Raw genomic sequence first — 26,812 nt, 5'->3', positions numbered from 1 at the left:
CCATTTCTACTGATAAACAGCCTCATCCTCCGGATCCCACCGATACCCCAGACGCTTTGCGGTCTGCAGCGCCACGTCCAGATCAATCTGATCCGCCAGCATGGCCAATGCCATGGACAAGCCGTCCGCTGTGGTTCCTGCGGAATAATATTTGCCATCTGCCACCCAGCTGGCGTCCGGAACCTCATAAACTCCTGCCAGAAACATTCGTTTCCAGTTTTCTCCGGCTTTACAGGCTGCGATTTTTCTACGGAAAAGAAGACCGGTCTGCGCCACCAGGTACGCTCCTTCCGCAATCATCAGACAAAATTCCGAGCGCTCCGCCGCAATCTTAAGCTTCTTCTGGAGTTCCGTATCCTGCTGCAGAACTCTCCTTGCGCCACGTCCTCCCGGCACAATCAGAATTCCCTTCAGCTGCTCCGGATCAAGCGGCTCTGTCCAGACCTTCACGCCCTGCATGCTGTTCACCATATTGCCCGTCAGTGAAAGATAATTGACATGAAGTCCCTCTTTTTCACAGGACAAAATATCCGCAGGTCCAAAAGCGTCCATGGTTTCGAAATCATCAAATAATAATACATTTACTTCCATTTTTCTTTCCTTTCCCGCGCTACAGATTTTAACCCAAAAGAATCGTGTTTGACCGGACACGATTCTTTTGGGGTTGTTTGAAATTATCTGATAGAATGATTTATAATTGGGATGGTTAGAGTGTAGCAGTTTTTTTTATCCTCCACAAGCCTCCCTGGGGGTTGTTTTTCTATTCCCATTTTGCTTCTATATATATTCTTTTTTTGAATCCTGCTTATCCCCCCTGGTAGCTTGTACCCAATGCTATTATCCTGCTATACTGAATAAATTCTTTATAGAAAGGACGCCGCTTTATGTCAAGAACTTTACATCAACTGAACTCCCGCATTACCGGCATGATCTGTCCGCGCTGTCAGAAACGCTATCCGGTTGGGGACTACTTTTTTGGCTGTCCCGCCTGTCTGGAACGGGGCGCCAGTTCTAATCTTACCCTGGTCTACGAAGGAAAGGCACAGATTCAAAAGGATGCCACTGGCTGGCATCGTTATCGGGATTTTCTTCCCTATGACGACACGGTTTCTCTGGGCGAAGGCTTTACACCCATGCGAACCTTTCCCCGGCTGGCGAAAGAACTGGGCTTCCGAAAGCTCTATACCAAGCATGAATTTCAAAATCCCACCGGTTCCCATAAGGACCGCATGAATCCTTTCATCACTGCCCGGGCCAGGGAAGCCGGTTATTCCACCGTCACCTGTGCTTCCAGCGGAAACGAGGCCGCATCTCTGGCTGCCTATGCTGCAGCGGATGGGCTGAACTGTGTCAACGTATCTACCCGTTCCATTCCTTCTCTCTGGAAAAATGCTTCAGACGCCACCGGAGCGAAACTGGTACTTACCGATACGCCTGCTGCGCGCCTTTTCTATCAGAAGGAACAGCTTGCCCAGGGAAAAGACTGGTATCCTGCAACCAATCTTCTGGATCTTCCATCCGGCAGTTCACCCTACGGCATTGAGGGTTATAAAACCCTGTCCTTTGAGCTGTATGAACAGCTGGAAGGGCAGCTTCCGGACAATCTTCTGATTCCCACCTGCCGCGGGGATCTGTTATACGGCATCTATCTTGGTTTCCGGGATCTGCTGGAAACCGGTTATATCAAGACTCTGCCCCGTCTGGTTGCCTGCGAACCGATTCCCCGTCTGGAACTGATCCTTTCCGGTCAGAAAAGGGTGGAAGACAAATTTGAAGGCGATACCTCTTCCATGTCCTCCATCGGAGGCAATACCGCTACCTGGCAATCCGTTACGGCGCTTCGGGAAAGCGGCGGTTTTGCCCTCAGCGCGTCGGATACGGACATCCGAGACGCGGTGCGTGCTATGGCTTCCCATGGTCTCTACCTGGAAACCTCCTCTGCCGTGGTTTATCCCTGTGCAAAAAAAGCACAGAAACAGGGACTGATTTCCTCCCATGCCTCTGTACTTTTTGTACTCACTTCGAATGGTTATAAAAATACGGATCCGGCATAAATGCAGCTCCACTGGCCAGAAGAAGTTTTGTATAAGGGTGTTCCGGATTCCGGAGCACCTTTTTTACATCCCCTTCTTCCACAATTTTCCCCTGATACATCACCAGAACCCGGCTGCACAAATGAGACACCAGCGCCAGATCATGAGAAATAACCAGATAGGTAAGCTGACGCTCCTTCTGTATTCTCTGCAGAAGCTCCAGAATCTGTTTCTGAATTGATACATCCAACGCGCTGGTCGCCTCATCGCAAATCAGAAGCTCCGGCTCCGTCAGAAGCGCCCTTGCAATGGCTATCCTCTGACATTCTCCACCACTGAGCTGCACGATTCTTCTGTCCGCATATTCTATCGGAAGTTCCACCTGGGTCAAAAGCTCTTCAATCACCGGCCTGGCCCGTCTTCTGTCTGTCCGCCTTGTATGACTCAGAGCTTCATAAAGGCTGGAAAATACTGTCATATGACTGTCAAAGGAATCCCGCGGATCCTGAAATATCATATTCACATAACATTTTTTATAACGGCCGTTTTTCAAACGGCGAGGTTCGCCCTGCAAAAGGACCCTTCCGCCTGTGGGCTTCTCCAGTCCCGCAATCAGACGCGCTGTGGTACTTTTCCCGCAGCCGCTTTCTCCTACGATTCCAACGGATTCTCCTTTTTCCACAAAAAAACTGATTCCATTTACCGCTCTGATTTCTCCATAGAATTTTTCCAGTTGTTCTACCTGTAAAAACGGCTGTTTATTCATCTTCCGTCTCCATTCTGAGCACACAGGACATCAGCATCTTCGTATAGTCATGAACCGGGTGCGAAAGGATCTCTTCTGCTGTTCCCCATTCTATCAGTTTTCCACTCTTCATAACTCCCACCTTATCTGCCATCTGTGCCACAACGCCCATATTGTGCGTAACCATCAAAATAGCCGCATTGGTGGCCTTTTTCATATTCTGCATAGCCTTCACCACCTCCGCCTGGACTGTTACATCCAGGGCAGAGGTAGGTTCATCTGCCAGAATCAAATCCGGCTCCATTACCATAGCAAGAGCAAGGGCAACTCTCTGATTCGTTCCTCCACTCAGCATCGAAGGATAGGAACGCAGAATTCTTTCCGGTTCCTTCAAGAGAAGCTGCTTCATACATTCTGTTGCCTTCCTGTCTGATTCCCGGCGGCCGATTTTCCCCTTCAGACTCAGTTCCTCCTGAAATTGTCTTCCGATCCGCATAACCGGATCCATGGATTCTCCCGCATGCTGGTAAACCATGGCGATCCGGCTGCCGCGCAGGCTTCTGTATTCTTTCGGATCTGACTGTGCAAGATTCCTGCCGTCAAATTCTATTCTGCCTCCGGTTATATGTCCTTCTTGTCCCAACAGTCCGGTTATCGCCTTCAGCAATGTGCTTTTTCCGCTTCCGCTTTCTCCTACGATACATACCGTTTCCCCGGACTGTACAGAAAAATCCACATTATGAACAATTTCCCTGTTACCGTAGGAAACCGATAAGTCCTTTATCTCAAGCATGCCCTTCTCCTGTTTTTCTTTTACTCAGCCGCGATATCTGTATCCTTCGTCAGAATATAAGCCTCGGTTGCCTGTGTGGAATAACCGGAAACCTTATTATTTGCGGCAATCTGGTACTTCAGATGACCAAGGGTAAAGAAGCCGCAATCCTCCACCTCTACAGCCTGGATTTCCTTCGCAAGCTCTTCTCTCTTTACAGCATCAAATTCCTTATCCAGCTGCGCAATCAGCTCATCTACTTTTTCATCTGAATACTTTCCATAATTATAGTCCGCTCCGGTTCTCAACATAATATCGCAGAAATACTGCGGATCGGCTACCGGCGCCATAATATAGCTGTTCAGTGCCAGATCGAAGCCTCCGGCCTTCAGTATATTGGTATGTGCGTCATAATCATTGGTCTCAATATTGATGGCAATTCCAATCTCCTTTAAGGACGCCTGAATTGCTTCTGCAAAAGTCGCAAGCAAAGTTCCGTGCTCTCCATAGGTATACAGATTAAAACTCAACGCCTTACCATTTTTATCCAGAACACCATCTCCATCGTTGTCTTTGTAGCCTGCATCAGCCAGCAGCTTTTTCGCATGCTCTACATCATAGGACACGCCCGGTACTTTTCCGTAGGAAAAGCTGACCGGGAAAATAGCGGTAGCTGCTTCAGAATTTCCCTTATTGATAACATTCGCAAAGGCTTCCCGATCAATCGCAGAGGAAATTGCCTCTCTTACGCTGTGGTCCGCCAGAAACTCGTTGGTATAATCGAAATACAGAATCTGGGATCTGGAGCCTGTATTGCTGGTTACCGTAATCTTATCACTGTCCATAAACTGGATAATATTCTCGGTAGGCAGCTGGAATGCCAGATCTATCTCCCCGTTATCCAAAGCCATAGCCTGTGCGTTACCATCCAGGATATACTTGATGGTGACAGAATCCAGCTTCGGAACACCGTCCCAGTAATCCTTGTTTGCCACAAGCTCCATCTTGCCCTCTTCCATAGAGGCAATCACAAAGGGGCCTGTTCCCACCGGAATTGCGTTTTCTCCCTCCAACGTATCCACATCCAGAATCGTACCTACCAGATCCGCCAGATTATTAAGAAGCGCCGCGTTTACATCGTTGGTGGTGATGGTAAGCGTCTGTCCCTCTGCTTCAATAGAGGCGATATTCAGCATGGTGACCGCTCTCTGATTTTTCTCACAGGTCCGATCCAGGCAGGCCTTGGCAGCCTCTCCAGTCAGTTCCTTCCCATTGCTGAATTTGATTCCGTCCTTCAGAGTGATTTTCCAGGTCAGATCATCTACCTGCTCGTAGCTGTCTGCCAGCCAGGGCTCAAGCTGCAGATCGTCATTGATACGGAACAGATTCTCACCTACCCCGATACGCTTGGTTTCCCAGCTGCTCGCGGCCGGATCCAGATTTTTTATCTCAGAATGATAAGCCATATTCAGATGCTTTTCTCCTGCATCTGCCTGTGTACTTTCCGACGTCTCCTCCGTACCCTTCTCCGTGTTTGCCGCAGATTCTTTGAAACCACCGCAGCCTGCAAGCAGGGATGCGCTCAGTACACTGGCCAGCAGCATGGTTAAAATCCTTTTCTTCATTGGTCTCCTCCTTAATTAAAATCATTTATTTGAACATGTTACCTGTTCTCAGTACTCATATACTACCTGTACGGTATTCCAGATATTCCTGTACGGAATCACCCAGACGGTTTAAAATGATAACGGATATCAAAATTGCTCCGCCCGGTATCAATGTCTGCCAGGGCGCCGTCATCAGCACCTTTCTTCCTTCGTTCATCATATAACCCCATTCCGGCGTCGGCAGCTTCGCGGAGAGTCCTAGGAAGGAAAGGCTGGAAATCTCCATCATGGTACCGGGAAGCGCCAGCATGGCTGTCACAAAAAGTACGCTGCCGATATTGGGAATCACATGACGCAGAATGATATAACCGGAATTACAGCCGCACAGACGTGCCGCTTTTATATAATTGCTTTCTTTGATCTTCAACACCATACTGCGGGACATTCTCGCATAAGGAATCCAGCCAATGCTGACAAGTGCAATTGCCGCATTTTTCACCCCGGCTCCCAGCACGCCCGCCACCGCGATAGCCATCACCTGTCCCGGAAAGGATTGTATGATCAACAAAAGCTTCTGTATCAGCCTATCCACCGGGCCTCCATAATACCCTGCTATTACTCCGGCTGCTGTTCCCAGCACAGCCGTCACCAGCACCACTGCAAACGTAGCGCTTAAGGAGCTTCTGGCTCCCGTCAGGATTCTGGAAAAAAGACATCTTCCCAGCTGATCGGTACCAAACCAGTATTCAGCTCCGGGTGGCTGATCGATTTTCAACAGATTGTTTTCATAGGGATCATGTGGGGAAAGCTGTTCTCCAAACAGCATGATAATAAGCAATCCTGCCGTCAGCAGCAGATACCATGCCAGTCTGATCCGAAGTTTCTTTTTCCTATCCATTCCGGCTGCTCTCTTTCTGCTTTTTTACCCGCGGATCAAACAAACTATAGGACAGCTCTGTCAATCCGTATATCACAAAGAAAATCAGGGCAATCACAACGACAAATCCCTGGATAATCGTATAATCGTGTTCTTCAATGGCCGTCATAACCAGCCTGCCGATTCCCGGCCAGGAAAATATGATTTCCGTGATGGCTGTACCTCCCAACAATTCACCAAAGGACAGGGCAATCATGGTAATAATTGGAAGCATGGCATTTCTCAGAATATGTACAAACAAAATCTGTGTTTCCCGGATTCCTCTGGAACGCAGTCCATCCACATAGGGATGCTTTATTTCCTCATAAATCAGAGTCCGGATCTGTCGAATCATCCGTGCGCAGATTCCGGTAGCCAGAGTTGCCGCAGGCAGGATCAGAGCAGACGCTCCACCACTTCCGGATATAGAAATCAGTTTCAGACGATAGGCGAACAGATACAGAAATCCGATTCCCACCAGGAAGGAGGGCATACACAGCCTGATAAATACAAAAAAGCAGGTAATCCGGTCAAACATTTTCTCTTTTCTTGCCGCTGACATTACCCCCAGAGGGAGTGCGGCTGCTACTCCGGCAGCCAGGCTCGTCACAGCCAGTACCGCGCTTTTTCCAAGCGCTTTTGTCACCTCATCTGACACATTCCTGCCGTCAATCATGGACACTCCCAGATCTCCATGGACAAAACTCCACAGCCAGCTTCCGTATTGTTCCAGGAATGGACGATCCAGTCCCATTTCCTTCCGTTTTTCCTGCACTGCTTCTTCCGACGGCATGGTTCCTCCAGCCTGCAGAATGGTTCTGGCCGGATCCCCCGGCGCGATATACATCAGGGAAAAGGACAGTAAGGTCACTCCCAGAAGTACAATCAGGATCCCCGCAAGCTGTGCCACCAGTTTTTGCATTTTTCTTTTCACGCCTGCATCCTTTCTGCCGGTTTATCCGCACAAACCAGAAACATAGGAATAGAACGGTACAAAAGCTGTTTCTTTTCGCTGTATACCTGTTCATTGACTCTTGGAACAATCTCCATATTTTCATAACCCAGAGTCGGCAGGTGTATTTCGTCCCAGTTTGGCCTCAAAATCTCATTAAAATACAGAACCTTCTGAAATTCCTGATCGGTATTTTCATCTCCGGTGTATGTATTTTCCGGATCGCCATAAAGCTTTCTGTATTCTTCTTCATCCCGTTTGATATCCTCCCTGTATTCTGCATTGCCGGTCATATGCCAGTTTGCGTCAAAATATAGAATCCTTCCGCCCGGCTTCAGCACCCGTTTCCATTCCGCAAAGGCTTTTTCCGGATCATAAAGAATCCAGGTCACATTCCGACAGATGATATAATCAAAAGTATCCTCCGGGAAGTCCAGCTGGTGGTTGTCCATCTGATAAAATTCCGCATGGACTCCCGCTTTTCCCGCATTTCGAGCTGCTGTCTCAACCATTTTTTCAGAACAGTCAATTCCTGTCACCTGCCATCCCATACGTCCCATCAAAACTGCAAAAAATCCCGGACCGGTTCCGATATCCAGTACCTTTCCTTTTTCGCAGGGCGCATGATTTTTCAGAATTTCACTCCATTTTTCTGCCAGTTCTTCTGCAAATTCATTCTGCACAATAGCGTCATAGCCATCCGCGCAATAATCCCAGCGTTTTCCGATTGTTTCCGCCTGTCTTTGCATCTTTTTCCTCCATTTCTTCATCTATTCTATAAAAGTTTCTGTTTCTTTTAAACCAAACCGTACCGATCGTTCTGCATTTCTGTGATATATCACATAATACCCCATCATACAGACTGCCGTCAGTGCCCAGGTAATCGGATAAGTCACGGTCACTCCCTGCAGGCTGCCCGTGCAGGGCACCAACACCCATAAAAGCAGGGTCCGGATAATACAGATATTCAGCATAACAATGAGCATGGGCTGCTTCACCTTTCCGCAGCCTCGCAGGCTGTCTCCCACCACCTGCAGGATGCAGTAGATAGGATAAAAGGGGAAGGATACCCGGATAATGCTTAAACCTGCCTCAATGACTGCTGCTTCCTTATTGAAAATCCGAAACAGAACCGCTCCGCCCCGCAGGGCTACCGCACTGGTAAGCCCAGCCACAAGCATACTGAGCGCCAGACAAATCTCTGTTCCCTTCCGAATCCGGCTGTAATCCTCCGCTCCCTTACATTGTCCGGAAAATGCCATAATCGACTGTCCAAAGGCTACGATTGGCAGATAGATAATCAATTCCACCTTAAAATACGCAGTAAATGCTGCAATGGAATCTTCTCCAAAAGAATTAATAAAATACTGGGCAATCACGTTGGACAGGGTAATCACCAGAGACTGGAACCCTGCGGGGACACCGATACAAATTACTTCTCTCAAAATGGTAGTCTCAAAGCGAATCTGCCTTCCACGCAACCGATAGGCTTCCGGAAGCCGGTTTAAATTATAAAGGGTGATGGCTGCCGCCACGCTCTGGGATATCAATGTCGCCCAGGCCACGCCGCTGATGCCATCTGCAAACACCCGGATAAAAAGATAATCCGCTCCCACATTCACAAAGCCGCCCACACACTGGGCTGCCAGCGGAGAGCGGGAATCTCCCATGGCGCGCAATACACCGGAACCAATATTGTATACAAAAAGTGCCGGAAAAGACAGCATATAGATTCGAAGATAGAGCACCGCGCTTGCCTGCAGTTTCACCGGCGTGTGGACCAGTCGGAGATATACCGGAGCAAAACCCATTCCCAGCAGCATAAACAGCAGTCCGCCTGCCAGACAGAGAGCTACCGCATTATGCACGGCTTTTTTCAGCTTTTCCTGCTCTCCTGCTCCATAAATCTGGGATACCACTACGCCGGAACCCACAGACATGCCACCAAAAAAGCCCACCAGACAGGTAATCAGAAGACTGCTGGCTCCAATGGATGCGGATGCGGATTTTCCCAGAAAGTTACCGGCATAAATTAAATCCACTGTATTATAAAGCTGCTGTACCAGGCTGCTTAAAAGTATGGGAATTGCAAACAGAATCAATTTTTTCCCGATATTTCCTTTTGTCAAATCACGAACTTTTGCCATTTTTCACCTCATCCTGTAAAACAAAACAGAGGCTGTGAAACGGCCTACGCCATATCACAGCCTCTGTTTATTATAATCATCCGTGTTCTTTTCCTACAAGCCCGGTAGGGGGTTCTGTGCAATGCTTCTTTTTCATGCTTACGGATTCCATTACAGAATATATTTTCGCCACAGTTTCTCCAGGCACCAGCCAAGGGTCACCGCCTCCACGTCTTCCGCAGCCTCCACCGTATAGACCTTCACCACCTGGCCGTCCAGCAGATAGCGGACACTGCCCAGAAGCGTCCCCGGCTCCACCGGAGCGGTTACCTCCTGGGAAATATGGGTTTCCACCTGCACCTGCTCGTCTTCCGATAGCAGAAACTTCAGATCAGGTTCCTCCGACGAAAGACGAAGCCTGATCCGGACCTCTTCCTCCAGGTTTCCACTGTCCGGAATCCCGTTTTTCACCGGAAGCTCCGGAAGCTTCGGCTCCTGCCACACATTCCGGTAGGTAAAGTGCTCCAGCCCGTAGTTCATGAGCTTCCGGGTATCGCTCCATTTGTAGCTGCGGTTGTTGGGCCAGCCGCAGGCCAGAAGCGCCACGATTAAGGTCCGTTCCTCCTGCCGCAGAGCCCCCACATAGCAGTACCCCGCATTTCCCGTAAAGCCGGTCTTGCCGGACAGGGCTCCCTCCATCATATGCAGAAACGCATTTTTATTGCCCACCGTAAAGCTTCGGAGCCCTTCTGTATCCCCGAAGCTGTAGCTGTCGGTGCGGGTGATTTTTAAGAATTCCTCCCGCCTGGGGGACAGCGTGATGCAGTAGCGCATGACCCGGGCCAGATCCGCCGCGGTGGTGGAGTGGACGCCATTTCCGTCCTCGGCGTCCAGACCGTTCGGCGTGACGTAATGAGTGGAATAGCAACCGATATCCCGGGCCTTGGCGTTCATGAGGGCCGCGAAGCCCGGCACGGTTCCGCCCACATGCTCGGCGATAGCCACCGCCGCATCGTTGTGGGATTCCAGCATCATGGAATAAAGCAGGTCACCCAGGCGGTACTTCTCCCCGGCCCGGATATGAAGCTGAACATCCGGCATGGAAGCCGCGTAGGCCGATACTGTCACCAGATCGTCGGGATTCCCGTTTTCCAGGGCCAGAATTAATGTCATAATCTTGGTGGTGCTGGCCATGGGGCGTACTTCCCCGGCGTTTTTAGCGTACAGGATGCGGCCGGTGTCACCATCCATGAGGACTGCGGACTGGGCGTGGAGGGTAAGAACCTCGTCGGCGGGAGCCGCCAGAACCTCTGTGGGCGACACGGTAAGGAAGAGCTGGAGAAATAGGAAAATCGCAAGGGAAAATGCCAGAAGCTTTTTCATAATCAGGGGACATCCCGGAGTATGTTTTCATCTTATATTTATTCTCGGAGAGGGTGTTTTATTCGGGTGCACAAAAATACCCTCCTTACTGGTTGTCCAGTAAAGAGGGTACATATCACTTGCCGGAAGGGATTTTATGAAACTTAATTTTCCAAAGCCTTATAACTTTTTGACAGGAAAATGATGTACATGATACCTGCCACCAGACCCAGGATCACGGTAATGACACTGCCTGCGACCGCCAACACTGTTCCCAGAACAGGAATCACGGCCAGAATTGTCAAAATAATATCCACCACATAGCAGCCCAGATTGATCTTCCATACGGAACGTCCCGTATCTGCCACATCCTGGCGGTTATGGCTCTCCATCACCTCCGCCACAGACAGGCAGACCGCCCGGACAATCAGAAGCGCCAGAATATCATTTACAACAGAAAAAACCGTAGCAAAAACTCCCGTGCCAGCCAGATTACCGATTACCCTTATGACCATCTGTACAATAGTAAGTGTAAAGGCTGTTTTGCAACCTTCAATGTCTTTTCCTGCACTGTTCAATCCGATCAGTGACATAATTGCAAATACAAATACTCCGATCAGGCCGATTACTCCGATGAACGGAATCATCATAAGTACCACGCAGATAATAGCGCCTACCTGGGCTGTGAACATTTTTTTGAGGCCGGATGCGGCGTTTTCATACTGAAACATAATAACTCCTCCTTTTTCTTCAATTTCTTTGAGTATATCATGTTTTTCGACGTTTTTCCAGCTTTAATAGTCGCGTCCGCACTGCTTCCGGCTCACTTTTTCGGCTTCGCCGGAGCACCGCATCCACAGCTTCCACCGCAGCTTCCGCCGCAACCCGCACACATACTGCAGGTACTTCCGCAGGTCTTTTTATTATGTATCAGAGTTCTGATACAGTAAGCCGCAATGATTACCACGATTGCTACTACGATGATGTCTGCCAACATACTCATGCACCTTCTTTCAAGCTTCCGATTCGATACATATTTCTCCGATCAATGACTCCGGCTTCTTCCAGAGTCTTGATCATACGGTATACAGTGGCGATGCCGACTGTATGATCTTTTTCTCTTACCTGATAATAGATTTCTTTGCAGCAGGAACAGTCATTCTCCAGAATGGTGCTGATAATCAGCTTTCTCTGCTTTGTAATCCGGAATCCCTGCTCCCGCAGACGACCGAGAATCATCTCCTGACTCATATTCTTCCATTCCTCTCCTGACATTTTATCTCCTATCTCATGTGCCTGCAAGGTTTTTCTGGAATGCAGTTTATTGATAATAACTCTCAATTTCTTTTTTCCAACACTTATTAAAACACACCCATAGAAGTTTGTCAATACTAATTGTTTGTTTTGACTAACTTTGTGATATAGCAGAAGGGTCCTTTCGGACCCTCCGTTTTTACGATTTTATACCAGCTTTTTCGCAAGTTCTGCCAGATTTGCCTGGTCCTCGTCGCCCGGCTCGTTGTTGGCAATGACGGTGCCGACCACTTCTGCTCCGGCCTCTTTCATGCGCTCTTCCCATTTGCGCATCCACTCGCCGTCGCCCCAGTCGTAGGAACCGAACAGCGCTACCTTTTTACCGGATACGGATTTCTCCAGTTCTTCTACGAACGGCTCTACCTCGCCCTCGTCCAGCTCCTCGTCGCCCATTGCGGATGCGCCCAGCGCGAAACTGTCCTCGCCTGCCAGGTCTGCCGGGGATACGGTGGACAGCTCGCATACCTCTGCTTCGCCTCCTGCGTTCTTGATCTCCTCGCCCAGCATCTCTGCCATTCTCTCTGTGTTTCCTGTGCTGCTCCAATATACTACTTTCATGATACTCCTCCTGATTTTCTTTCCTCTTATTTTTTATAATTTCTATAAAAAGCTGTTGCAGCCTTCTATGCGTCTTGTACGCGTTCTCGCGCTTTATGCGGCCGCCTGCGCCGCGCAGCATTCCCGGAAGCTTACACCTGCCGCCAGCATGGTGGTGAGCGCCGTCTTCAGTTCGTCGTAAAGCCGAAACAAGGCTCTCGCCTGCTCCACATCTCCGTAGACCTTCCAGTAGCCGCTTTCCAGGGCGTCCTTTCCCTGATGTTCGATGAAGCCCTTAATATCCGCCAGGGGATATTCCAGAAACAGACCGATTTCATGGGGAAATGTGCTTCCGTGCTTCTGATAGCTCTCGTACCGCTCCGCCAGCAGTTCCAGCTGCTCCTCCAGGATTTGTCCACCATAGCCGTGTTCCTTCAGAAAGTTCTGATGCCCTTCCCGCTGCAGATACTGTTCCAGACGCTCTCTGTCGTAAAAGAGGATGTGGCAGTATTTTTTACAGCCGCAGAGCTTCACCCAGGAAATGCCGCTGCCTGTCAGTACCTCCGGCAGCGCGTCCATCAGTTCCCGTCTGGCCGCCACCAGATTGGCTGCTTTTTTATGACAGAACACCGGCGCACAATGGTTGGCCAGAAGCTTCTCCAGTTCCTTTCCTGCCCCGGCCATTAGCAGTAGCTCCCGAGAATCTCTTCCAGCGCCGCCTGGCTGCTGGTGTGGCATCGAATCACTTCAATGTTATTCTTCTTGGCTTCCTCCAGGGCACATTTGACCATTTTATGGGATACGGTGTTCGTGAACAGCACAAACAGATCCGGTCTGCCCACCTGCTTTTTCAGATCGCCTGTCATCTGGGTAAATACCTTTGCCTTACATTTATGCGCCTTACAGATGTCATGGTACTGACGCACCATCCGGTCGTGTCCTCCGATAATCACAATACTCATACGCATGCCCTCTCTTTCCTGCTGTAATTGTCCTGGCTTTGTTGGTTAGTGTCTGCTAACTCTTCATCTTTTAAAAAGAATCCATTCCAAGGATTCCCTTATGTTGGTTTTATTATGTACTCAAAACATTTTCCATCTATCTGCTTTGAATGATTTTTTAGTTAGTTTTATCTAACTTATGTAATTATCCTATCATACTTACAGAAATAGCGCAAGGGGATTAATTGATACTAATTCTCAATAAACTATCATTTTCTCACAGTTATTGAAAAATCCTATCGGCAACACTCAGAATCAAATTCCGCAAAAAGAGCGCATCCCACAGGAAATGCGCTCTCTGTCTGTATTTTTCTTTAGATAGCCGGTGCGTGCTCCAGCAGATACTTTTCTGCCTCTGCGTTCCACAGGCCGTTGGTCTTGGCTACGATCTTTGCCAGCTCCGCGAACATGGGATCCTCTTTGCCCTTCTCCTCGAAGTCCGCGATGGCGGTCAGGGGCAGGGAGATATGGGTATAAATCAGTTTCTTTCCGCCCGGTACCTTCGGCAGATTCAGGGTGGTCTCTCTTGCCACGTTCAGGCCGCCGATATGGGTCACCAGGATGGCCGGATCCAGCTTGCCCTGTCCGATCATGGAAAGACACTCTTTCATATCGTCCGTATTTCCACCGGAGGTTCCGACTACGTGCGTTCCCGCATAGTGAACATTGTAGAAGTTAAAAGGCGCGGAGAAAGCCGGGTTGGAGGGGCCTGCGAAGAAGTTCAGGCAGCCGTCCTGTGCCAGAATGCTGTCAGCCAGCTCTACAACCGGTGCAACCGGTGCGAATACCAGCACGTCGTTGAAGCCTTCGCCATCGGTGAAGTCCATCATAAACTTATGGGCGTCCTCTACCTTGCCTGTGTTGGCATATACCAGCTTGATACCCTTCTTAGCTGCCTCTTCCGGCGGAAGCACCTGTGCCGCGCGCTCCAGTCTCGCGTCGTCGATATCGGTAACTACCAGGAGAGACGGACATCTGTCGCAATGTGTGATGTAATCGATAGCAGCCAGTCCCATGGGGCCTACGCCTGCCAAAATCGCCATCTTGCCGCCCTCTACGATTCCCATATCATGCTCATATTTTCCTCTGGTTGCATGATACATGGCGTGGAAGGTACCTGCTACGCAGGACAGGGGCTCTGTCAGAGAGCCGCCGAAGAAGTTGTCGCTGTCGAAATGAAGCAGACAGCCCATCTCCATGACCTCATTCGGAATAATAATGTAAGTAGCGTCGCCGCCGATATACTCATAGGAATATCCCGGAGCTGCCAGGCTTCCCTTGTAGTTCAGAGCCGGCTGGATAGAGAATTTCTCACCCTCCTTGAACTCATGGGCCCACTTGGCTCCAACCTTTACCAGGTCGCCGCAGAACTCATGGCCGATGATAACCGGGTGCTCTTTGATGTTTTCCGGAACACGCTTGTGGTCCTCGCCCTGCATAGCCGCCTTATAGGAAGACATACAGATACTGTCAGATACAACTCTTGCCAGAATCTCGTCGTCCTTAATCTCCGGAAGCTCATACTCGTCCAGACGTAAATCTTCTTTTCCGTAAAGTCTTAATGCTTTTGCTTTCATAGTTCTTCTCCTTTTATGAAATCTATGGGGTTAATCTACTTTCTCTCGTTCAATCAGTTTCCAGGTGGCGTCCACCAGATGCTTAAACCGGGGCTCCTCCAGCTGTTTACAAATCATACTCTGACGGGAGGAATTCACATCCTCGCCGGAGATCTCCGTCATGCCGTAGTCCCGGCACAGTTTCTGAAGTCTGTCGATCTGCTCCTCTGTATTCCGGGCCGGCATATAGGTAACGCCATGTACCCCCTCTTCTTTCAGCATTTCGAACAGCTCATCCAGGAAATCGTCCTCGAACTTCGCCGCCTTCTTATCACCCGTGACGGAATTCGTCACATCGCCCAGATAGGGATAGCAGAGAATCGCGCCCACCTCGTCGGCCAGCTTCACCAGCTCCGCAAAAGGCATGCACTCGTCGGTGGCCGGCACATAAATCTTTGATACCAGCTCCGCCTTCATGACGCCCAGCAGGTCATAAATCAGGTGCGGATTCTCCGGGTCGGAAAGCCGGACCCTCGCCGTATCATTCAGCGTGATGCCAAGCTCCTTCTCTACGAAATCCGCGCAACCGCCCTTGGGCGCTTTGCAGAGAATCTTCTGGCTTAACGCGCAGAGCAGATGGCGCTCCGTAATAGAGCCGCCCTTTGTAAACTGGGAAATGGGCACCACGTCCCGGTCGAAATCAATCGCAATGCCATAGGGCTTCATCAGCTCATTGATATTTGCCACCATCTTCCGGTTCCGCAGGTTTCTCTTTTCCCGTAAGGGAGCGAATACCTCATCCAGGCGCCGGAAGCCCGTTGCCGGAATACTGTGAATGGCCATATAACAGATCCCCGCCTGATCCGGATTGTTCAGCTTCCTGCCGGCCATCTTCGTGGCAGACAAATCTACTCTGCATTCCATACCGCAGGTGGTGCCGATACCGGCTATCTTACCTGCTTTCCGGAATTCCTCGGCTCCGGCAATACTGTCGTGATCCATGATTCCCGCAGTCTGAAGTCCTTCGTCCCGGGCGCAGTACACCGCTGCCGTAGGCGAATAGGGAGAAAAGGAATAAATCGTATGTATGTGATTATTGGCAAACTGAGGCTTTACTTCCGGCTTCTCTTTCTCGCTGCCCAGAAGAATGGCCAGATTGGCCAGGCGCTCTTCCGGCGTCGGCGCGTTCAGAAGCTTTAAGACCTCCTGCCGTTCCACAAATTTGTCCATAAAACCCTCCAAGTAAATCCGCTGTTTAGTTCAGCATGGTCTGGCCGCCGGTCACCGGAATCGCCTGACCTGTCTCAAACTGCTGCTCTACTGCATAGAACAGAGCCTTTGCCACATCCTTCGGGGTGCATCCTCTGTGAATCGGGGACTTGGAAAGGTAGTAATCCTTTACATCCTGTACAGTCTTCGCTCCCGGAACCTTGCCTGCGTTCAGATACTGTACAAAAAGTCCTCTTTCCGGATCGGACCACAGAGGACCGTCATAGAAGTTGCCCGGGCAGATGGAATTTACTTTAATATTCGCGGAAACCAGCTCCAGCGCAAAGCTCTGGGTCAGGCCGATGCCGCCGAACTTGCCGCCTGCGTAAGCGCTGTTGTTCTTGGATCCTACCAGACCGGACTTGGAATTAATCTGGATAATATCGAACCACTGCTCCGGATCTGCCTCATGCTGTGCCTTCATAATAGCAGAAGCATACTTGGCAGCGTTGAAATATCCGATATAATTTACTTTGGTTACAAATGCAAAAGCTGCCGGATCCATATCGTCCAGGCTGCCTGCCTTCAGAACGCCTGCATTGGATACGAAGATATCGATGCCGCCGAAATGCTCTACCGCATCGCATACCATCTGCTCCATGGAAGCCGGGTCAGATACATCCACCTTCAGACCTACCGCGCGATCTCCAAATGCCTTTGCCGCTTCCTTCGCCTGATCTACGTTCAGGTCTGCCAGGACCACGCTTGCTCCCTCATGGTACATCTCTGTCGCGATACCCAGACCAAAGCCCTGGGCTCCTCCGGTTACGACTGCGATCTTTCCTGCCAGACGGCCTGTGGTCTGCGGACGGTTATGAATGTTTTTCTTGGCATATTCCTTTGCTTCTTCCAGATTCATACTGAATTCCTCCTTTAATCTGTGTGATTTTCTTATATTTCTGATGATTCATCCGTGTTTTATGGTTTTATTATAGCATCATTTCAACATAAGTCAATATAAATATAAATAAATCCAACATAAAAGCAACACTTTTTTGAAAGCAAACAAAAAAGACGCTCCGGCAACAGTCTCGGGGACTACCTACAGAAACGTCTCTCTCTATAAAATCTTTCTGATAAAATCATCTGTCCGGATCCGGCAGGCTCGGCGGTGCGCCTTCTTATGACAAGCGGTTTTATCCCACAGTCACATCAGAAACCGTATATCCCAGCGGATCGATCCCGGCATGGAGCGCCTCTGTGATGGCGTCTGCGGACATCGCTTCCGGCAGATAGAAAATGGCCTGGGCTTTCACATGGGAGGCAGACAATCCTTTGGCCTGGGGAAACTGTTCCCGGATAGCGTCCTTGATATGAGCCTCACACATGCCGCACATCATACCGTCGATCCCGACGATAACCTCGGTAAGGCCTGCGGTTTTGGCGGATCGCTTCCGAGGCTTCGCATCGGCCTTCGGTTTTTCGGGCTTGAAGAAGCTGATGACGATGCGGACTGCCACCACGGCCAGAACCGCCAGCAGAATCAATACGATCTTATCGGTGCTGTTTACAGGGACATTTACATTCATAAAAACCACTCTTTCCTATTTTTCTGAAATACCATATGGGGGTATATTTTTTTGTAAAGGTTACGCCCGCTGTCTCAGACAACGAGCGCTACCTTATGGCTTATGATTTACTTATGTAATGGTTCTCTGTTTATGCGCCTGCCTTAGCCGCTTTTCCCTCAGAAACTTTCTTCTTGTTGGGATCCGGACGGAACAGCAGGTACAGCAGCACTGCCAGTACTGCCAGTGCTACGACTGTAAATACGTTGAATGCTACCTCGCCAATGGCCAGACCTACCAGCTGATATACAACCAGTGCTACGCAGTAAGCCATCAGGTTCTGGAACAGGATAGCGAACCAGAAGAACTTACGGTTGCCCATCTCCTTCGCCATGGAGGAGATAGCTGCCAGACACGGTGAATCGAACATGTTGAACAGCAGGAAGGATACTGCTGCGATTCCGCTGGGGAAGAATGCAGCAAATGCGTCGTGCATGGATACCTCGTACTCCTCCACCTCAACAGCCAGAGAGGACAGCAGACCCATGGTAGAAACGATACCCTCTTTTGCCACGAAACCGGACAGAGAGGAGGCAACTGCCTGCCAGGTACCGAAGCCCAGCGGAGCAAACAGCGGAGCAAGTACGCCGCCGATCACAGCCAGCAGAGAATCTGCGGAATCTACCAGTCCGAAGCTTCCATCTACGAAACCGAAGGAACCAAGGAACCACATCACTGCACAGCAGAGGAACAGGATAGTACCGGCCTTCTTGATGAATGCCCATACACGCTCCCATACGTGAAGCAGTACGCCCTTAACAGAGGGAACATGGTATGCCGGAAGCTCCATGACAAAGGGAACCGGGTCGCCGGCGAACATCTTTGTCTTCTTCAGAATGATACAGCAAACGATTACCATGATGATACCAGCGAAGTACATCACCGGAGCCATCCACCACGCGCCGCCCATCAGGAAGCCTGCAATCAGTGCGATAACCGGCAGCTTCGCGCCACAGGGAATCATGGTTGTGGTCATCATTGTCATACGACGGTCGCTCTCGCTCTCGATGGTTCTGGTGCCCATGATACCCGGAACACCGCAGCCGGAGGAAATCAGGAACGGAATGAAACTCTTTCCTGACAGACCGAAACGACGGAATACACGGTCCATGATAAACGCCACACGCGCCATGTAACCGCAGTCCTCAAGGATGGACAGGAACAGGAATACGATAGCCATCTGCGGAACAAATCCGATGGGAGCTCCCAGGCCGCCCAGGATACCGTCTACCACCAGGGAGATAACCCAGTCGGAAGCGCCTGCATTGGTCAACAGAGTCTCAGCGCCGCCCTGCAGCCACTCGCCAAACAGAACATCGTTGGTCCAGTCTGTTACCACCGTACCGATGGTGGATACTGCAATGTAGTAAACAAGGAACATAACAACCGCGAAAATCGGCAGAGCCAGAATACGGTTGGTTACGATCTTGTCAATCTTATCAGAAGTGGAAAGCTCACCGGCTTTGCGCTTTTTGGAAACGCACTCTTTTACCAATTCCTGGATGTACAGGTATCTCTGGTTCGTAATGATACTCTCAGCGTCGTCGTCCATCTCCTTTTCGCACTCTTTGATGTGCTCTTCCAGATGGTTCTTCAGATCAGCGGAAAGCTGAATGAGCTCCAGAGCCTTGGAATCCCGCTCAAACACCTTAATGGCATACCAGCGGAGCTCTGTGGCGTCTACCAGGCCCTGGATAGATTCCTCGATATGGGCGATGGCATGCTCTACGCTGCCGGTAAATACATGGGGAAGCTCTGTCTGCTTACCCTTCTTCGCTTCTTCGATACACAGCTCCGCTGCCTTCTTGGTCGCGTCGCCCTTCAGCGCACTGATCTCAATGACCTTGCAGCCCAGCTTCTTCTCCAGCTTTGCGATATCGATCTTGTCGCCGTTCTTTCTTACCAGGTCCATCATGTTAATGGCGATAACCATCGGCAGACCTACCTCAACCAGCTGTGTGGTCAGATACAGGTTACGCTCGATGTTGGTACCGTCGATGATATTCAGAATTACATCCGGCTTTTCCTGTACCAGATAGTTTCTGGTTACGACTTCCTCAAGTGTATACGGACTTAAGGAATAGATACCCGGAAGGTCCTGGATGATAACGTCCTTATTTCCTACCAGACGTCCTTCCTTCTTTTCTACCGTTACGCCAGGCCAGTTACCAACATACTGGTTGCTGCCTGTCAGATTGTTAAACAATGTTGTTTTGCCGCAGTTCGGATTTCCTGCAAGCGCAATTTTAATTGACATGTCTTCCCCTTTTCCTGATCCTTTCATCCTCTGGATCATAATTTGATTTGAAATGACGCTTCGTCCTTAAAACTTACTCCATCTCCAGGATATCCGCATCTGCTTTACGCAGTGAAAGCTCGTAGCCACGGACAGTTACCTCGATGGGATCTCCAAGCGGCGCTACCTTACGCACATAGAGCTCGGTACCCTTTGTGATTCCCATGTCCATAATGCGTCTCTTCAGCGCACCCTCTCCATGGATCCTCACTACTTTGGATGTGGCTCCTACCGGAACATCTCTTAAGGTTTTCATCTTTCCACTCCTCCTTCTGGCGATCATGTTGTATCTGTTCTTACCGAACGGTTACTTTCATGTTATCTTCACGCCGACCCTTAGGTCTGCGGTACAACCATCACTTTAGAAGCCATCTGACTTGTGATCGCAAGTCTGGACTCCTTCACGTTCACGATGATATTGCCATCTCCCAGCTGGGAAATGATAGTAATATGAGCGCCTGCTACAAATCCCAGATCTTCCAGATGTTTCTTGGCTTCTTCATTACCTCCGACTCTGGCAACCATAAGCTCATCGCCGGCCTTTGACATTGCTAATGGCATCATGATCGATCGCTCCTCTCTTCTTCTGTTCGTTTTATCTCTTTGAGCCCGCCTGGCACTTCTGCCCCGGACGCAGTTAGTTAATATTTACTAACATCGGGTTCTATTTTATCGCAATCAATTTTGATTGTCAATATCAATAAGAAATTTTTATTAGTTTATCCTAACCTTATAGGGACATTTTTTTCCTATTTGTAAGATTTGCCTCATTTTTCCCGTTTTTCCGGCCGTTTATCAGGAATAATCACCTCCACGGCCTCCTTTCCTGTATACAGGATCCGGAATTCTATCGGAATTTCCTATTCCATAAAAAAAGGCCGGAACCGGATATGCATATCTTCCTGTTCCAACCTCTTTTAAATCTGTCTTTTTCTGCTCTCTTAAACTGTGGTTCCAGCCTCTTCCTCCGCTGCTTCTTTAAAACCCTCCAGCTGCTCCGGCGTGGCCTGGGGCAGCTCTCCCACAGAGCTGACGCCGAAGCGGCGCAGGAACTCCTCGGTGGTTCCGAATAAAATAGGACGGCCCGGAGCGTCCATGCGTCCCACTTCCTCGATGAGGCCGTATTCTATCAGCTTATTTACCGCGTGATCGCTTTTGACCCCGCGGATTTTTTCTACTTCCAGACGTGTCACCGGCTGCTTGTAGGCCACGATGGAAAGGGTCTCCAGCAGTACTTCCGTCAGGATCTGCTTCTTCGGTTGCTTCACCACACGAATCAGCTCCTCATAATGCTCTCTCTTTGTACAGAGCTGCCAGGCACCTTCCAGCTCCGTCAGCCGGATACCCCGCTCCTCTTCCTCATACCGGAGCGCCATGCGCTTCAGGATATCTTCCATCTCCTGATTCTCCAGTTCCAGTGCCTCCGCCATTCTTTCTGTCTCCACGGAATCTCCCACCGCGAAAAGAATGGCCTCCACTGCAGCGCGGATCTCCGTCTCTGTTCTCTTCTCTTCCACTTTTTATTCCTCATGCTCCCGGGACTGTGCGTGTTCTTTTCCTTCTCCTGTCCCGGCTCCGTTTCCGGCTTCTATGTAGATCTCCCCGAAGGTTCCCTCCTGATGGACCGTAAGCTTTCCCACCTTCATCAGCTCCAGCACGGCCAGGAAGGTCACAATCACCTGCATTTTCCCGTGTCTGCCTGAATTCTGCAAAAGCTTCCGGAAGTTTGTCCGGGGGCTTCTGGTCAGCTCTTCTTCCACGTAGGTCATCTTGTCCTCCAGACTGACCTCTTCCTTTTCGATCTCTCCGAACTTGCTCCGCACCGGGTCGATCTTATCCTCCGACCGGCGCAGCACCGCCTGAAACACTTCGTTCAGCCGTCCCAGGGTCAGATCCCCAAGAAGCTCCTCCAGATTCACCGGTGCTTCATAGGCTTCTACCTCTGGCGGAATCTCTCCTGCCCGGTATAGGCTCTGACCAGCCATGGTCTGACGTTCCTTCAGCTCTGCCGCCATACATTTATACAGCTTGTACTCCAGCAGGCGTTCCACCAGATCGGCCCGCGGGTCGATCTCCTCACCTTCCTCGTCCACCTCGGCCGGGAGCAGCATCTTCGCCTTGATCTCAAGCAAAGTGGCCGCCATGACCAGGAACTCGCTCATGACGTTCAGATCCTTCCGCTCCATGGCGCGGATATACTCCATGTACTGATCGGTGATAGTTACGATCGGAATATCGTAAATATCGATTTTATTACTCTCTATCAAATGCAAAAGAAGATCCAGCGGACCTTCAAACGCAGGCAGCTTTACGGGAATTCCCATCTTTACTCTCCCTTCAGGCGGATCACCGACAGCTCGGCCGGATTGAAAATCCGGATATTTACTGTGTGGGTTCCCAGTCCCCGGCTCACCACCAGATCCTTTCCAAACTTCCGGAAATGGCCCGCATCATATCGGGGAAACAGCTTCACCTGGGGCGTGATTACGCCTCCGATGCCCGGTATCCGGATGATGCCTCCGTGCAGATGGCCCGAAAGGGTCAGATCCGCTCCCCACAGGGCGTAGGAGTCAAAGTAGACCGGATTATGTGACAGCAGGATATTATAGCGACCCTCATCCGGCTTTCCCAGGGCCCTGTACAGGTCTTCCTTCCGGAAAATGGCCCTGCAGAACTTCTTATAATAGGGCTCCGGCAGCTCATATCCGAAGATCTCCATCTTCAGCCCCCGGATCTCAAAGTCTACGCTTTCATTTTCCAGCAGGGTCACACCGTATTCCTTCAGCTTCGCCGTATATCGCTCATACATGGTTCCGTAATGCTCCGGGTGAAGCCGGAGACGGTACTCATGGTTTCCGTTTCCATAATAAACCGGAAGCTCTGCCTCCCGCAGACGGCGCATCAGCTCCAGAGCCGGAGTAAAGTCCGCCCCGGGGCGCCCCACCAGCAGGTCTCCTGCCACCAGAACCGCGTCCGGCTTCTGTGCCAGAACCGCCTCCGCCAGCCGCTCATTCCCGGGCCCGTAGCTGAAGTTATGCAGATCCGCCAGCATCACGAACACCGGTCCGGCCGCCCCGGCCGGAAGCTTCGCTGTATTCACTTCATATTCAAATACTCTAAAATCAGACATGAAAACAGACTACCATATTTTTACGAAAAATGCAATGGCACAGCGCCGATTCTCCTTCGCTCACAGCAGCCAGTATCCAAAGCTCTTCTTCACGTAATGCAGGTAGTCGGCCCGGTCTATGGAGGTTTTGGCGGTGATTTCCACGGTTCCGATTTCCTGGCCGTCCAGGTAGTAAACCAGCTTTCCGATCTGCTGATCCTGTTCCACCGGCGCTTCCAGTTCTTTTTTTGCGTACCATTTTTTCTCAATACCGGCCAGATCCTGGCCACCGGTGCTCAGATAGGTAAAGGGCGCTCCGTACTCTCCCTCCACGGTCTCTTCCACGCCGCCTCGCACCGGCACGGTCACCAGGGGCAGCTCTTCTTCCTCCCGGTACAGACTGCATTTGGCGTAACCATAGTTTAAGAGGGCTGTGGCGTCCGCAAAACGGCCTTTGGGATCCGGAGCAGCCATGATGACGGCGATCAGCTCGATTCCGTCCTTTTCCGCGGTGGCTGAGACGCAGAATTTTGCCTGGCTGGTGGATCCGGTCTTAAGTCCGGTGGCGTAGGGGTACTGTCGGATCAGCTTATTGGTGTTAGTCAGGCCGAATTCTTCGGTGCCCCTCCTGGTGGTGTGGGTGATATTTTCCATCCAGATAGTGGAATAATTATGAATCTGAGGATATCTGGTGATCAGTTCCCGGGACATGAGGGCGATATCGTAGGCGCTGGTCACATGACCCTCGGCGTCCAGACCGCAGCAGTTGACAAAATGGGTGTCCTTCATGCCCAGTTCCTGCGCCCGTTCGTTCATCATTTCCACAAAGAGGCTTTCGGTCCCGGCCACGTATTCGGCCATGGCCACGGAGGCGTCGTTGCCGGAAGCCACGGAGATACATTTGATCAGAGTGTCCACGCTCTGGGTCTCGCCCGCCTCCAGGAAGACCTGGGAGCCGCCCATGGACGCGGCATATTCCGAGGTGGTGACTGTATCCTCCAGGTGAATCTTCCCCTGGGCGATGGCGTCGAATATCAGAAGCAGCGTCATGATCTTCGTGACGCTGGCAGGAGGCAGCTTCTCATGGGCGTTCTTCTCCAGAACCACGGTTCCGGTGGATGCCTCCATCAGAATGGCCGAGGGCGCGGAGATTCCCAGCGTATCCGTTTCCGCCGGGGCAGGCTCTGCATCCGCAGTGGTCTGCACTTCTTCCGCGTACACACTCAAAACAGGGGATTGCAGGGCCAGAAGGACGGCTAAGAGAAGGGAGAGGAATTTTTTCATGGGGTCACATCCATGCACGAAATGATTAGTTTATTTTATGGGAGGTCGGGAGAAAATATACGCAATGTGCTGAGAGATTATACGTTCCGACCTTTTCCACCCGCCCACCTTGATAGCCTGCATCCCAGCCGTGACAATAAAATAGCGCTCAGGAACGGTAGCTGATTTTTCGTAGGGACGAGCGGGCTGGCAGCACCTGAAGGAGGCCTGTCTGAGGGCCTTCGGCCCGAGTTGGCCGGTCAGGTGCGTATAAGCCGCCCGCGAGGAGTAGAAAAATCTGCGTGTTCCTGAGCGCTATTTTATTGTCACGGCTGTACACAGCCTATCTCTTATTTTTCTTCTTCCTCCGCATAAGCCTTCTCTCTCTCATCCAGATCCAGATAAGGCACATGATGACCCACATACTTGTAGGCCGGACGAATAATCTTACCTGCATTAACGATCTCCTCGATCCGGTGGGCGCTCCAGCCGGAGATACGGGAAATGGCAAAGATCGGCGTAAAGAGCTCTTCCGGCAGGCCCAGCATACTGTATACAAAGCCGCTGTAGAAGTCCACATTGGCACAGACAGGCTTCAGCAGTCTGCGGCCGGACATGAGGCAGTCTCCTGCAATGCGCTCCACGCGCTCATAGAGATTGAACTCTTCCTCCAGACCCTTTTCCTCGGAAAGCTTTCTCGCATATTCTTTCAAAATTACCGCACGGGGGTCAGATTCCGTATAGACCGCATGGCCCATTCCATAGATCAGGCCTGCCCGGTCAAAGGCCTCTTTTCGCAGAATCCGCTGAAGATAAGACTCAACCATGGTCTCATCCCGCCAATTGGTCACATGGGCCTTGATATCCTTGAACATCTCCTGTACCTTCAGGTTCGCACCACCGTGCTTGGGTCCTTTCAGAGAGCCAAGAGACGCTGCCACTGCGGAATAGGTATCTGTCCCTGTAGAAGAAACAACATGTGTGGTAAACGTGGAGTTGTTACCACCGCCATGCTCTGCGTGAAGCACCAGGGCCACATCCAGCACCTTGGCCTCCAGCTCTGTGTACTGTCCGTCCTTTCGTAGCAGGCGCAGGATATTCTCTGCCGTGGAGAGCTCCGGCTTGGGATTTCGGATAATCAGGCTCTTATTCAGATGATAATGACGATACGCATGGTAGCCGTATACGGAATACAACGGGAACTGGGCGATCAGCTGCAGGGACTGCTTCAGAATATTGTGGATGGAGATGTCCTCCGGGTTCTGATCATAGGAGTACATGGTCAGCACACACTTTTGCAGGGTGTTCATCATATTGGAGCTGGGAGCTTTCATGATAACGTCCCGCACGAAGGTTTCGGGAAGCTCCCGGTAGATACCAATCAGATCGATAAACTCCCGCAGCTGCTGTCTCGTGGGCAGTTTGCCAAACAGCAGAAGGTAGGTGGTCTCCTCGAAGGCAAACCGACGGTTGGCTTCGCCGCGGATCAGATCCTGCACATTGACGCCCTGAAAATACAGTTCGCCGTCGATGGGAACCCGCTCTCCGTCGATGTAACCGAAGGAAACCACGTCAGAAATCTCAGTCAGTCCGGTCAGGACGCCCTTACCGCCGGAATCACGCAGACCTCTTTTTACATCATAATCCGCATACAGCCGAACATCAATCTTACCGGAACGGCTGCTGTATTCTACCAGTTTGTTAAATTTCTCATCTACCAGCACATCGTCTTTCTTCATATTATATCCTCCTCGTTGTCTGCCACATAAGAACGTCTATCCTTTATAAGCGGACATTTTAATCTATTATAGCGGAAAAGTACTGGAATGGCAAGATGGAAAAAAGGCTTTTCAATTTCGCTGATTATTGTATAATAACAGTATCAAATCCCTTCAGGAGGTATTCTGTTTATGCGAAGAAAAGACCGTGAAATCACAGATTTTAATGAAATCATCGAAATTATTAAGAAGTGCGACGTATGTCGGATTGCCATGAACGACGGGGACTTTCCCTACATGGTTCCGCTGAACTTCGGACTGGACATACAAGACGGGCAGGCTTATCTCTACTTTCACGCGGCCCTGGAGGGCAAAAAGTTGGATCTTCTGAAAAAAGACAATCGGGTGACCTTTGAAATGGATTGCGGACACAACTTCATTCTCTATGAAGAACGCATGAGCTGTACCATGGGCTATGAAAGCGTCATCGGACACGGAACCGTCGAGTTCCTTCCCGAAGAAGAAAAACTCGACGGTCTGAAGATTCTCATGCGCCACTACCACGCAGAGGATTTTAAGTTCAATACCAAGCCTGTAAAGGTCACCACCGTTATGCGGATGACCATCCTGGACATGACCGGCAAACGCCGCAACAATATTCACTGAGT

Annotated in this window: 29 protein-coding genes; 2 read left to right on the top strand and 27 right to left on the bottom strand. The window is 50.5% G+C overall.

Going from position 1 to position 26,812, the window contains the following annotated elements; genetic code table 11:
• Positions 1–6 precede the first annotated feature (6 nt).
• A complete protein-coding gene (locus H8S44_RS07450; protein ID WP_186871918.1) occupies positions 7–591 on the bottom strand; it encodes a DJ-1/PfpI family protein in 585 nt (194 codons plus the stop codon).
• A 293-nt stretch (positions 592–884) separates the two neighbouring features.
• Between H8S44_RS07450 and H8S44_RS07445 the strand changes: the two genes are divergently transcribed.
• Entirely contained in the window at positions 885–2,054 is a 1,170-nt protein-coding gene (locus H8S44_RS07445) for a threonine synthase (protein WP_186871917.1), read from the top strand.
• Here H8S44_RS07445 and H8S44_RS07440 read toward each other — a convergent pair.
• The 26 genes from H8S44_RS07440 to H8S44_RS07315 form a co-directional block, all read right to left on the bottom strand.
• Positions 2,017–2,799, bottom strand: a complete 783-nt coding sequence (locus tag H8S44_RS07440; protein WP_186871916.1) for an ABC transporter ATP-binding protein — start codon at positions 2,797–2,799, stop codon at positions 2,017–2,019. The genes H8S44_RS07445 and H8S44_RS07440 overlap by 38 nt on opposite strands.
• Positions 2,792–3,571, bottom strand: a complete 780-nt coding sequence (locus H8S44_RS07435) for an ABC transporter ATP-binding protein (protein WP_186871915.1) — start codon at positions 3,569–3,571, stop codon at positions 2,792–2,794. The genes H8S44_RS07440 and H8S44_RS07435 overlap by 8 nt, the downstream gene beginning before the upstream one ends.
• 20 nt (positions 3,572–3,591) lie before the next feature.
• Entirely contained in the window at positions 3,592–5,175 is a 1,584-nt protein-coding gene (locus tag H8S44_RS07430) for an ABC transporter substrate-binding protein (RefSeq protein ID WP_186871914.1), read from the bottom strand.
• Positions 5,176–5,230: 55 nt separating this feature from the next.
• On the bottom strand, positions 5,231–6,055 hold the full coding sequence (locus H8S44_RS07425) for an ABC transporter permease (RefSeq protein WP_186871913.1): 825 nt from the start codon (positions 6,053–6,055) through the stop codon (positions 5,231–5,233).
• The gene (locus H8S44_RS07420; RefSeq protein ID WP_330593425.1) at positions 6,048–7,007 is read right to left on the bottom strand and encodes an ABC transporter permease; all 960 of its coding nucleotides are present in this window, start codon (positions 7,005–7,007) and stop codon (positions 6,048–6,050) included. The genes H8S44_RS07425 and H8S44_RS07420 overlap by 8 nt, the downstream gene beginning before the upstream one ends.
• On the bottom strand, positions 7,004–7,774 hold the full coding sequence (locus H8S44_RS07415; protein WP_186871912.1) for a class I SAM-dependent methyltransferase: 771 nt from the start codon (positions 7,772–7,774) through the stop codon (positions 7,004–7,006). The genes H8S44_RS07420 and H8S44_RS07415 overlap by 4 nt, the downstream gene beginning before the upstream one ends.
• A 21-nt stretch (positions 7,775–7,795) precedes the next feature.
• Positions 7,796–9,172 (bottom strand): MATE family efflux transporter, encoded by a 1,377-nt coding sequence (locus tag H8S44_RS07410; protein ID WP_186871911.1) that lies wholly within the window; start codon positions 9,170–9,172, stop codon positions 7,796–7,798.
• Between the two features lie 150 nt (positions 9,173–9,322).
• Positions 9,323–10,534 carry a D-alanyl-D-alanine carboxypeptidase family protein gene (locus tag H8S44_RS07405; protein WP_186871910.1) on the bottom strand — a complete coding sequence of 404 codons (1,212 nt, stop codon included), beginning with the start codon at positions 10,532–10,534 and terminating at the stop codon, positions 9,323–9,325.
• A 143-nt stretch (positions 10,535–10,677) separates the two neighbouring features.
• Positions 10,678–11,244, bottom strand: coding sequence for a hypothetical protein (locus H8S44_RS07400; protein ID WP_186871909.1), 567 nt, complete (start codon positions 11,242–11,244; stop codon positions 10,678–10,680).
• A 92-nt stretch (positions 11,245–11,336) separates the two neighbouring features.
• A complete protein-coding gene (locus H8S44_RS07395) occupies positions 11,337–11,516 on the bottom strand; it encodes a FeoB-associated Cys-rich membrane protein (protein ID WP_186871908.1) in 180 nt (59 codons plus the stop codon).
• The gene (locus H8S44_RS07390; protein WP_243167514.1) at positions 11,513–11,788 is read right to left on the bottom strand and encodes a Fur family transcriptional regulator; all 276 of its coding nucleotides are present in this window, start codon (positions 11,786–11,788) and stop codon (positions 11,513–11,515) included. The genes H8S44_RS07395 and H8S44_RS07390 overlap by 4 nt, the downstream gene beginning before the upstream one ends.
• A gap of 186 nt (positions 11,789–11,974) precedes the next feature.
• Positions 11,975–12,385, bottom strand: a complete 411-nt coding sequence (locus H8S44_RS07385; protein WP_158365277.1) for a flavodoxin — start codon at positions 12,383–12,385, stop codon at positions 11,975–11,977.
• A 93-nt stretch (positions 12,386–12,478) separates the two neighbouring features.
• On the bottom strand, positions 12,479–13,048 hold the full coding sequence (locus H8S44_RS07380; protein WP_186871907.1) for a DUF3793 family protein: 570 nt from the start codon (positions 13,046–13,048) through the stop codon (positions 12,479–12,481).
• Positions 13,048–13,326, bottom strand: a complete 279-nt coding sequence (locus H8S44_RS07375) for a DUF2325 domain-containing protein (protein WP_186871906.1) — start codon at positions 13,324–13,326, stop codon at positions 13,048–13,050. Before H8S44_RS07375 ends, H8S44_RS07380 begins: the two co-directional genes overlap by 1 nt.
• 353 nt (positions 13,327–13,679) lie before the next feature.
• A complete protein-coding gene (locus H8S44_RS07370) occupies positions 13,680–14,942 on the bottom strand; it encodes a zinc-binding dehydrogenase (RefSeq protein ID WP_186871905.1) in 1,263 nt (420 codons plus the stop codon).
• Positions 14,943–14,972: 30 nt separating this feature from the next.
• Positions 14,973–16,151, bottom strand: coding sequence for a PHP domain-containing protein (locus H8S44_RS07365; protein ID WP_186871904.1), 1,179 nt, complete (start codon positions 16,149–16,151; stop codon positions 14,973–14,975).
• Between the two features lie 25 nt (positions 16,152–16,176).
• Complete coding sequence (locus H8S44_RS07360) at positions 16,177–17,049, bottom strand: SDR family NAD(P)-dependent oxidoreductase (protein WP_186871903.1); 873 nt, start codon at positions 17,047–17,049, stop codon at positions 16,177–16,179.
• A gap of 277 nt (positions 17,050–17,326) precedes the next feature.
• Positions 17,327–17,719, bottom strand: coding sequence for a heavy-metal-associated domain-containing protein (locus H8S44_RS07355; protein ID WP_186871902.1), 393 nt, complete (start codon positions 17,717–17,719; stop codon positions 17,327–17,329).
• A gap of 130 nt (positions 17,720–17,849) precedes the next feature.
• Positions 17,850–20,015, bottom strand: coding sequence for a ferrous iron transport protein B (gene feoB, locus H8S44_RS07350; protein ID WP_186871901.1), 2,166 nt, complete (start codon positions 20,013–20,015; stop codon positions 17,850–17,852).
• A 73-nt stretch (positions 20,016–20,088) separates the two neighbouring features.
• Positions 20,089–20,310, bottom strand: coding sequence for a FeoA family protein (locus H8S44_RS07345; protein WP_186871900.1), 222 nt, complete (start codon positions 20,308–20,310; stop codon positions 20,089–20,091).
• Positions 20,311–20,390: 80 nt separating this feature from the next.
• Positions 20,391–20,615 carry a FeoA family protein gene (locus tag H8S44_RS07340; protein WP_178038680.1) on the bottom strand — a complete coding sequence of 75 codons (225 nt, stop codon included), beginning with the start codon at positions 20,613–20,615 and terminating at the stop codon, positions 20,391–20,393.
• Between the two features lie 380 nt (positions 20,616–20,995).
• On the bottom strand, positions 20,996–21,571 hold the full coding sequence (gene scpB / locus H8S44_RS07335; RefSeq protein WP_186871899.1) for an SMC-Scp complex subunit ScpB: 576 nt from the start codon (positions 21,569–21,571) through the stop codon (positions 20,996–20,998).
• Between the two features lie 3 nt (positions 21,572–21,574).
• A complete protein-coding gene (locus H8S44_RS07330; RefSeq protein ID WP_186871898.1) occupies positions 21,575–22,378 on the bottom strand; it encodes a segregation and condensation protein A in 804 nt (267 codons plus the stop codon).
• Between the two features lie 2 nt (positions 22,379–22,380).
• Entirely contained in the window at positions 22,381–23,184 is an 804-nt protein-coding gene (locus H8S44_RS07325; RefSeq protein WP_186871897.1) for a metallophosphoesterase, read from the bottom strand.
• A gap of 60 nt (positions 23,185–23,244) precedes the next feature.
• Positions 23,245–24,447, bottom strand: a complete 1,203-nt coding sequence (locus tag H8S44_RS07320) for a D-alanyl-D-alanine carboxypeptidase family protein (RefSeq protein ID WP_186871896.1) — start codon at positions 24,445–24,447, stop codon at positions 23,245–23,247.
• Positions 24,448–24,776: 329 nt separating this feature from the next.
• Positions 24,777–26,165, bottom strand: coding sequence for a citrate/2-methylcitrate synthase (locus tag H8S44_RS07315; RefSeq protein WP_186871895.1), 1,389 nt, complete (start codon positions 26,163–26,165; stop codon positions 24,777–24,779).
• Positions 26,166–26,336: 171 nt separating this feature from the next.
• Between H8S44_RS07315 and H8S44_RS07310 the strand changes: the two genes are divergently transcribed.
• Positions 26,337–26,810, top strand: a complete 474-nt coding sequence (locus tag H8S44_RS07310; RefSeq protein WP_186871894.1) for a pyridoxamine 5'-phosphate oxidase family protein — start codon at positions 26,337–26,339, stop codon at positions 26,808–26,810.
• Positions 26,811–26,812 lie beyond the last annotated feature (2 nt).

The sequence above is a fragment of the Anaerosacchariphilus hominis genome (genome assembly GCF_014290175.1).
Lineage (GTDB): Bacteria > Bacillota > Clostridia > Lachnospirales > Lachnospiraceae > Laedolimicola > Laedolimicola hominis.
Note: the sequence above shows the minus strand (reverse complement) of the source record. Positions and strands in the feature narration are given on the sequence as shown.

Coding starts and splice junctions, on each gene's coding strand:
- H8S44_RS07320 (WP_186871896.1), bottom strand. CDS start 24,447: ATGAAAAAATTCCTCTCCCTTCTCTTAGCCGTCCTTCTGGCCCTGCAA.
- H8S44_RS07330 (WP_186871898.1), bottom strand. CDS start 22,378: ATGGGAATTCCCGTAAAGCTGCCTGCGTTTGAAGGTCCGCTGGATCTT.
- H8S44_RS07370 (WP_186871905.1), bottom strand. CDS start 14,942: ATGAAAGCAAAAGCATTAAGACTTTACGGAAAAGAAGATTTACGTCTG.
- H8S44_RS07400 (WP_186871909.1), bottom strand. CDS start 11,244: ATGTTTCAGTATGAAAACGCCGCATCCGGCCTCAAAAAAATGTTCACA.
- H8S44_RS07355 (WP_186871902.1), bottom strand. CDS start 17,719: ATGAATGTAAATGTCCCTGTAAACAGCACCGATAAGATCGTATTGATT.
- H8S44_RS07360 (WP_186871903.1), bottom strand. CDS start 17,049: ATGAATCTGGAAGAAGCAAAGGAATATGCCAAGAAAAACATTCATAAC.
- H8S44_RS07365 (WP_186871904.1), bottom strand. CDS start 16,151: ATGGACAAATTTGTGGAACGGCAGGAGGTCTTAAAGCTTCTGAACGCG.
- H8S44_RS07390 (WP_243167514.1), bottom strand. CDS start 11,788: ATGTCAGGAGAGGAATGGAAGAATATGAGTCAGGAGATGATTCTCGGT.
- H8S44_RS07435 (WP_186871915.1), bottom strand. CDS start 3,571: ATGCTTGAGATAAAGGACTTATCGGTTTCCTACGGTAACAGGGAAATT.
- H8S44_RS07405 (WP_186871910.1), bottom strand. CDS start 10,534: ATGAAAAAGCTTCTGGCATTTTCCCTTGCGATTTTCCTATTTCTCCAG.
- H8S44_RS07310 (WP_186871894.1), top strand. CDS start 26,337: ATGCGAAGAAAAGACCGTGAAATCACAGATTTTAATGAAATCATCGAA.
- H8S44_RS07340 (WP_178038680.1), bottom strand. CDS start 20,615: ATGCCATTAGCAATGTCAAAGGCCGGCGATGAGCTTATGGTTGCCAGA.
- H8S44_RS07445 (WP_186871917.1), top strand. CDS start 885: ATGTCAAGAACTTTACATCAACTGAACTCCCGCATTACCGGCATGATC.
- H8S44_RS07410 (WP_186871911.1), bottom strand. CDS start 9,172: ATGGCAAAAGTTCGTGATTTGACAAAAGGAAATATCGGGAAAAAATTG.
- H8S44_RS07430 (WP_186871914.1), bottom strand. CDS start 5,175: ATGAAGAAAAGGATTTTAACCATGCTGCTGGCCAGTGTACTGAGCGCA.
- H8S44_RS07315 (WP_186871895.1), bottom strand. CDS start 26,165: ATGAAGAAAGACGATGTGCTGGTAGATGAGAAATTTAACAAACTGGTA.
- H8S44_RS07380 (WP_186871907.1), bottom strand. CDS start 13,048: ATGGCCGGGGCAGGAAAGGAACTGGAGAAGCTTCTGGCCAACCATTGT.
- H8S44_RS07415 (WP_186871912.1), bottom strand. CDS start 7,774: ATGCAAAGACAGGCGGAAACAATCGGAAAACGCTGGGATTATTGCGCG.
- H8S44_RS07450 (WP_186871918.1), bottom strand. CDS start 591: ATGGAAGTAAATGTATTATTATTTGATGATTTCGAAACCATGGACGCT.
- H8S44_RS07440 (WP_186871916.1), bottom strand. CDS start 2,799: ATGAATAAACAGCCGTTTTTACAGGTAGAACAACTGGAAAAATTCTAT.
- H8S44_RS07345 (WP_186871900.1), bottom strand. CDS start 20,310: ATGAAAACCTTAAGAGATGTTCCGGTAGGAGCCACATCCAAAGTAGTG.
- H8S44_RS07375 (WP_186871906.1), bottom strand. CDS start 13,326: ATGAGTATTGTGATTATCGGAGGACACGACCGGATGGTGCGTCAGTAC.
- H8S44_RS07325 (WP_186871897.1), bottom strand. CDS start 23,184: ATGTCTGATTTTAGAGTATTTGAATATGAAGTGAATACAGCGAAGCTT.
- feoB (WP_186871901.1), bottom strand. CDS start 20,015: ATGTCAATTAAAATTGCGCTTGCAGGAAATCCGAACTGCGGCAAAACA.
- H8S44_RS07425 (WP_186871913.1), bottom strand. CDS start 6,055: ATGGATAGGAAAAAGAAACTTCGGATCAGACTGGCATGGTATCTGCTG.
- H8S44_RS07395 (WP_186871908.1), bottom strand. CDS start 11,516: ATGAGTATGTTGGCAGACATCATCGTAGTAGCAATCGTGGTAATCATT.
- H8S44_RS07385 (WP_158365277.1), bottom strand. CDS start 12,385: ATGAAAGTAGTATATTGGAGCAGCACAGGAAACACAGAGAGAATGGCA.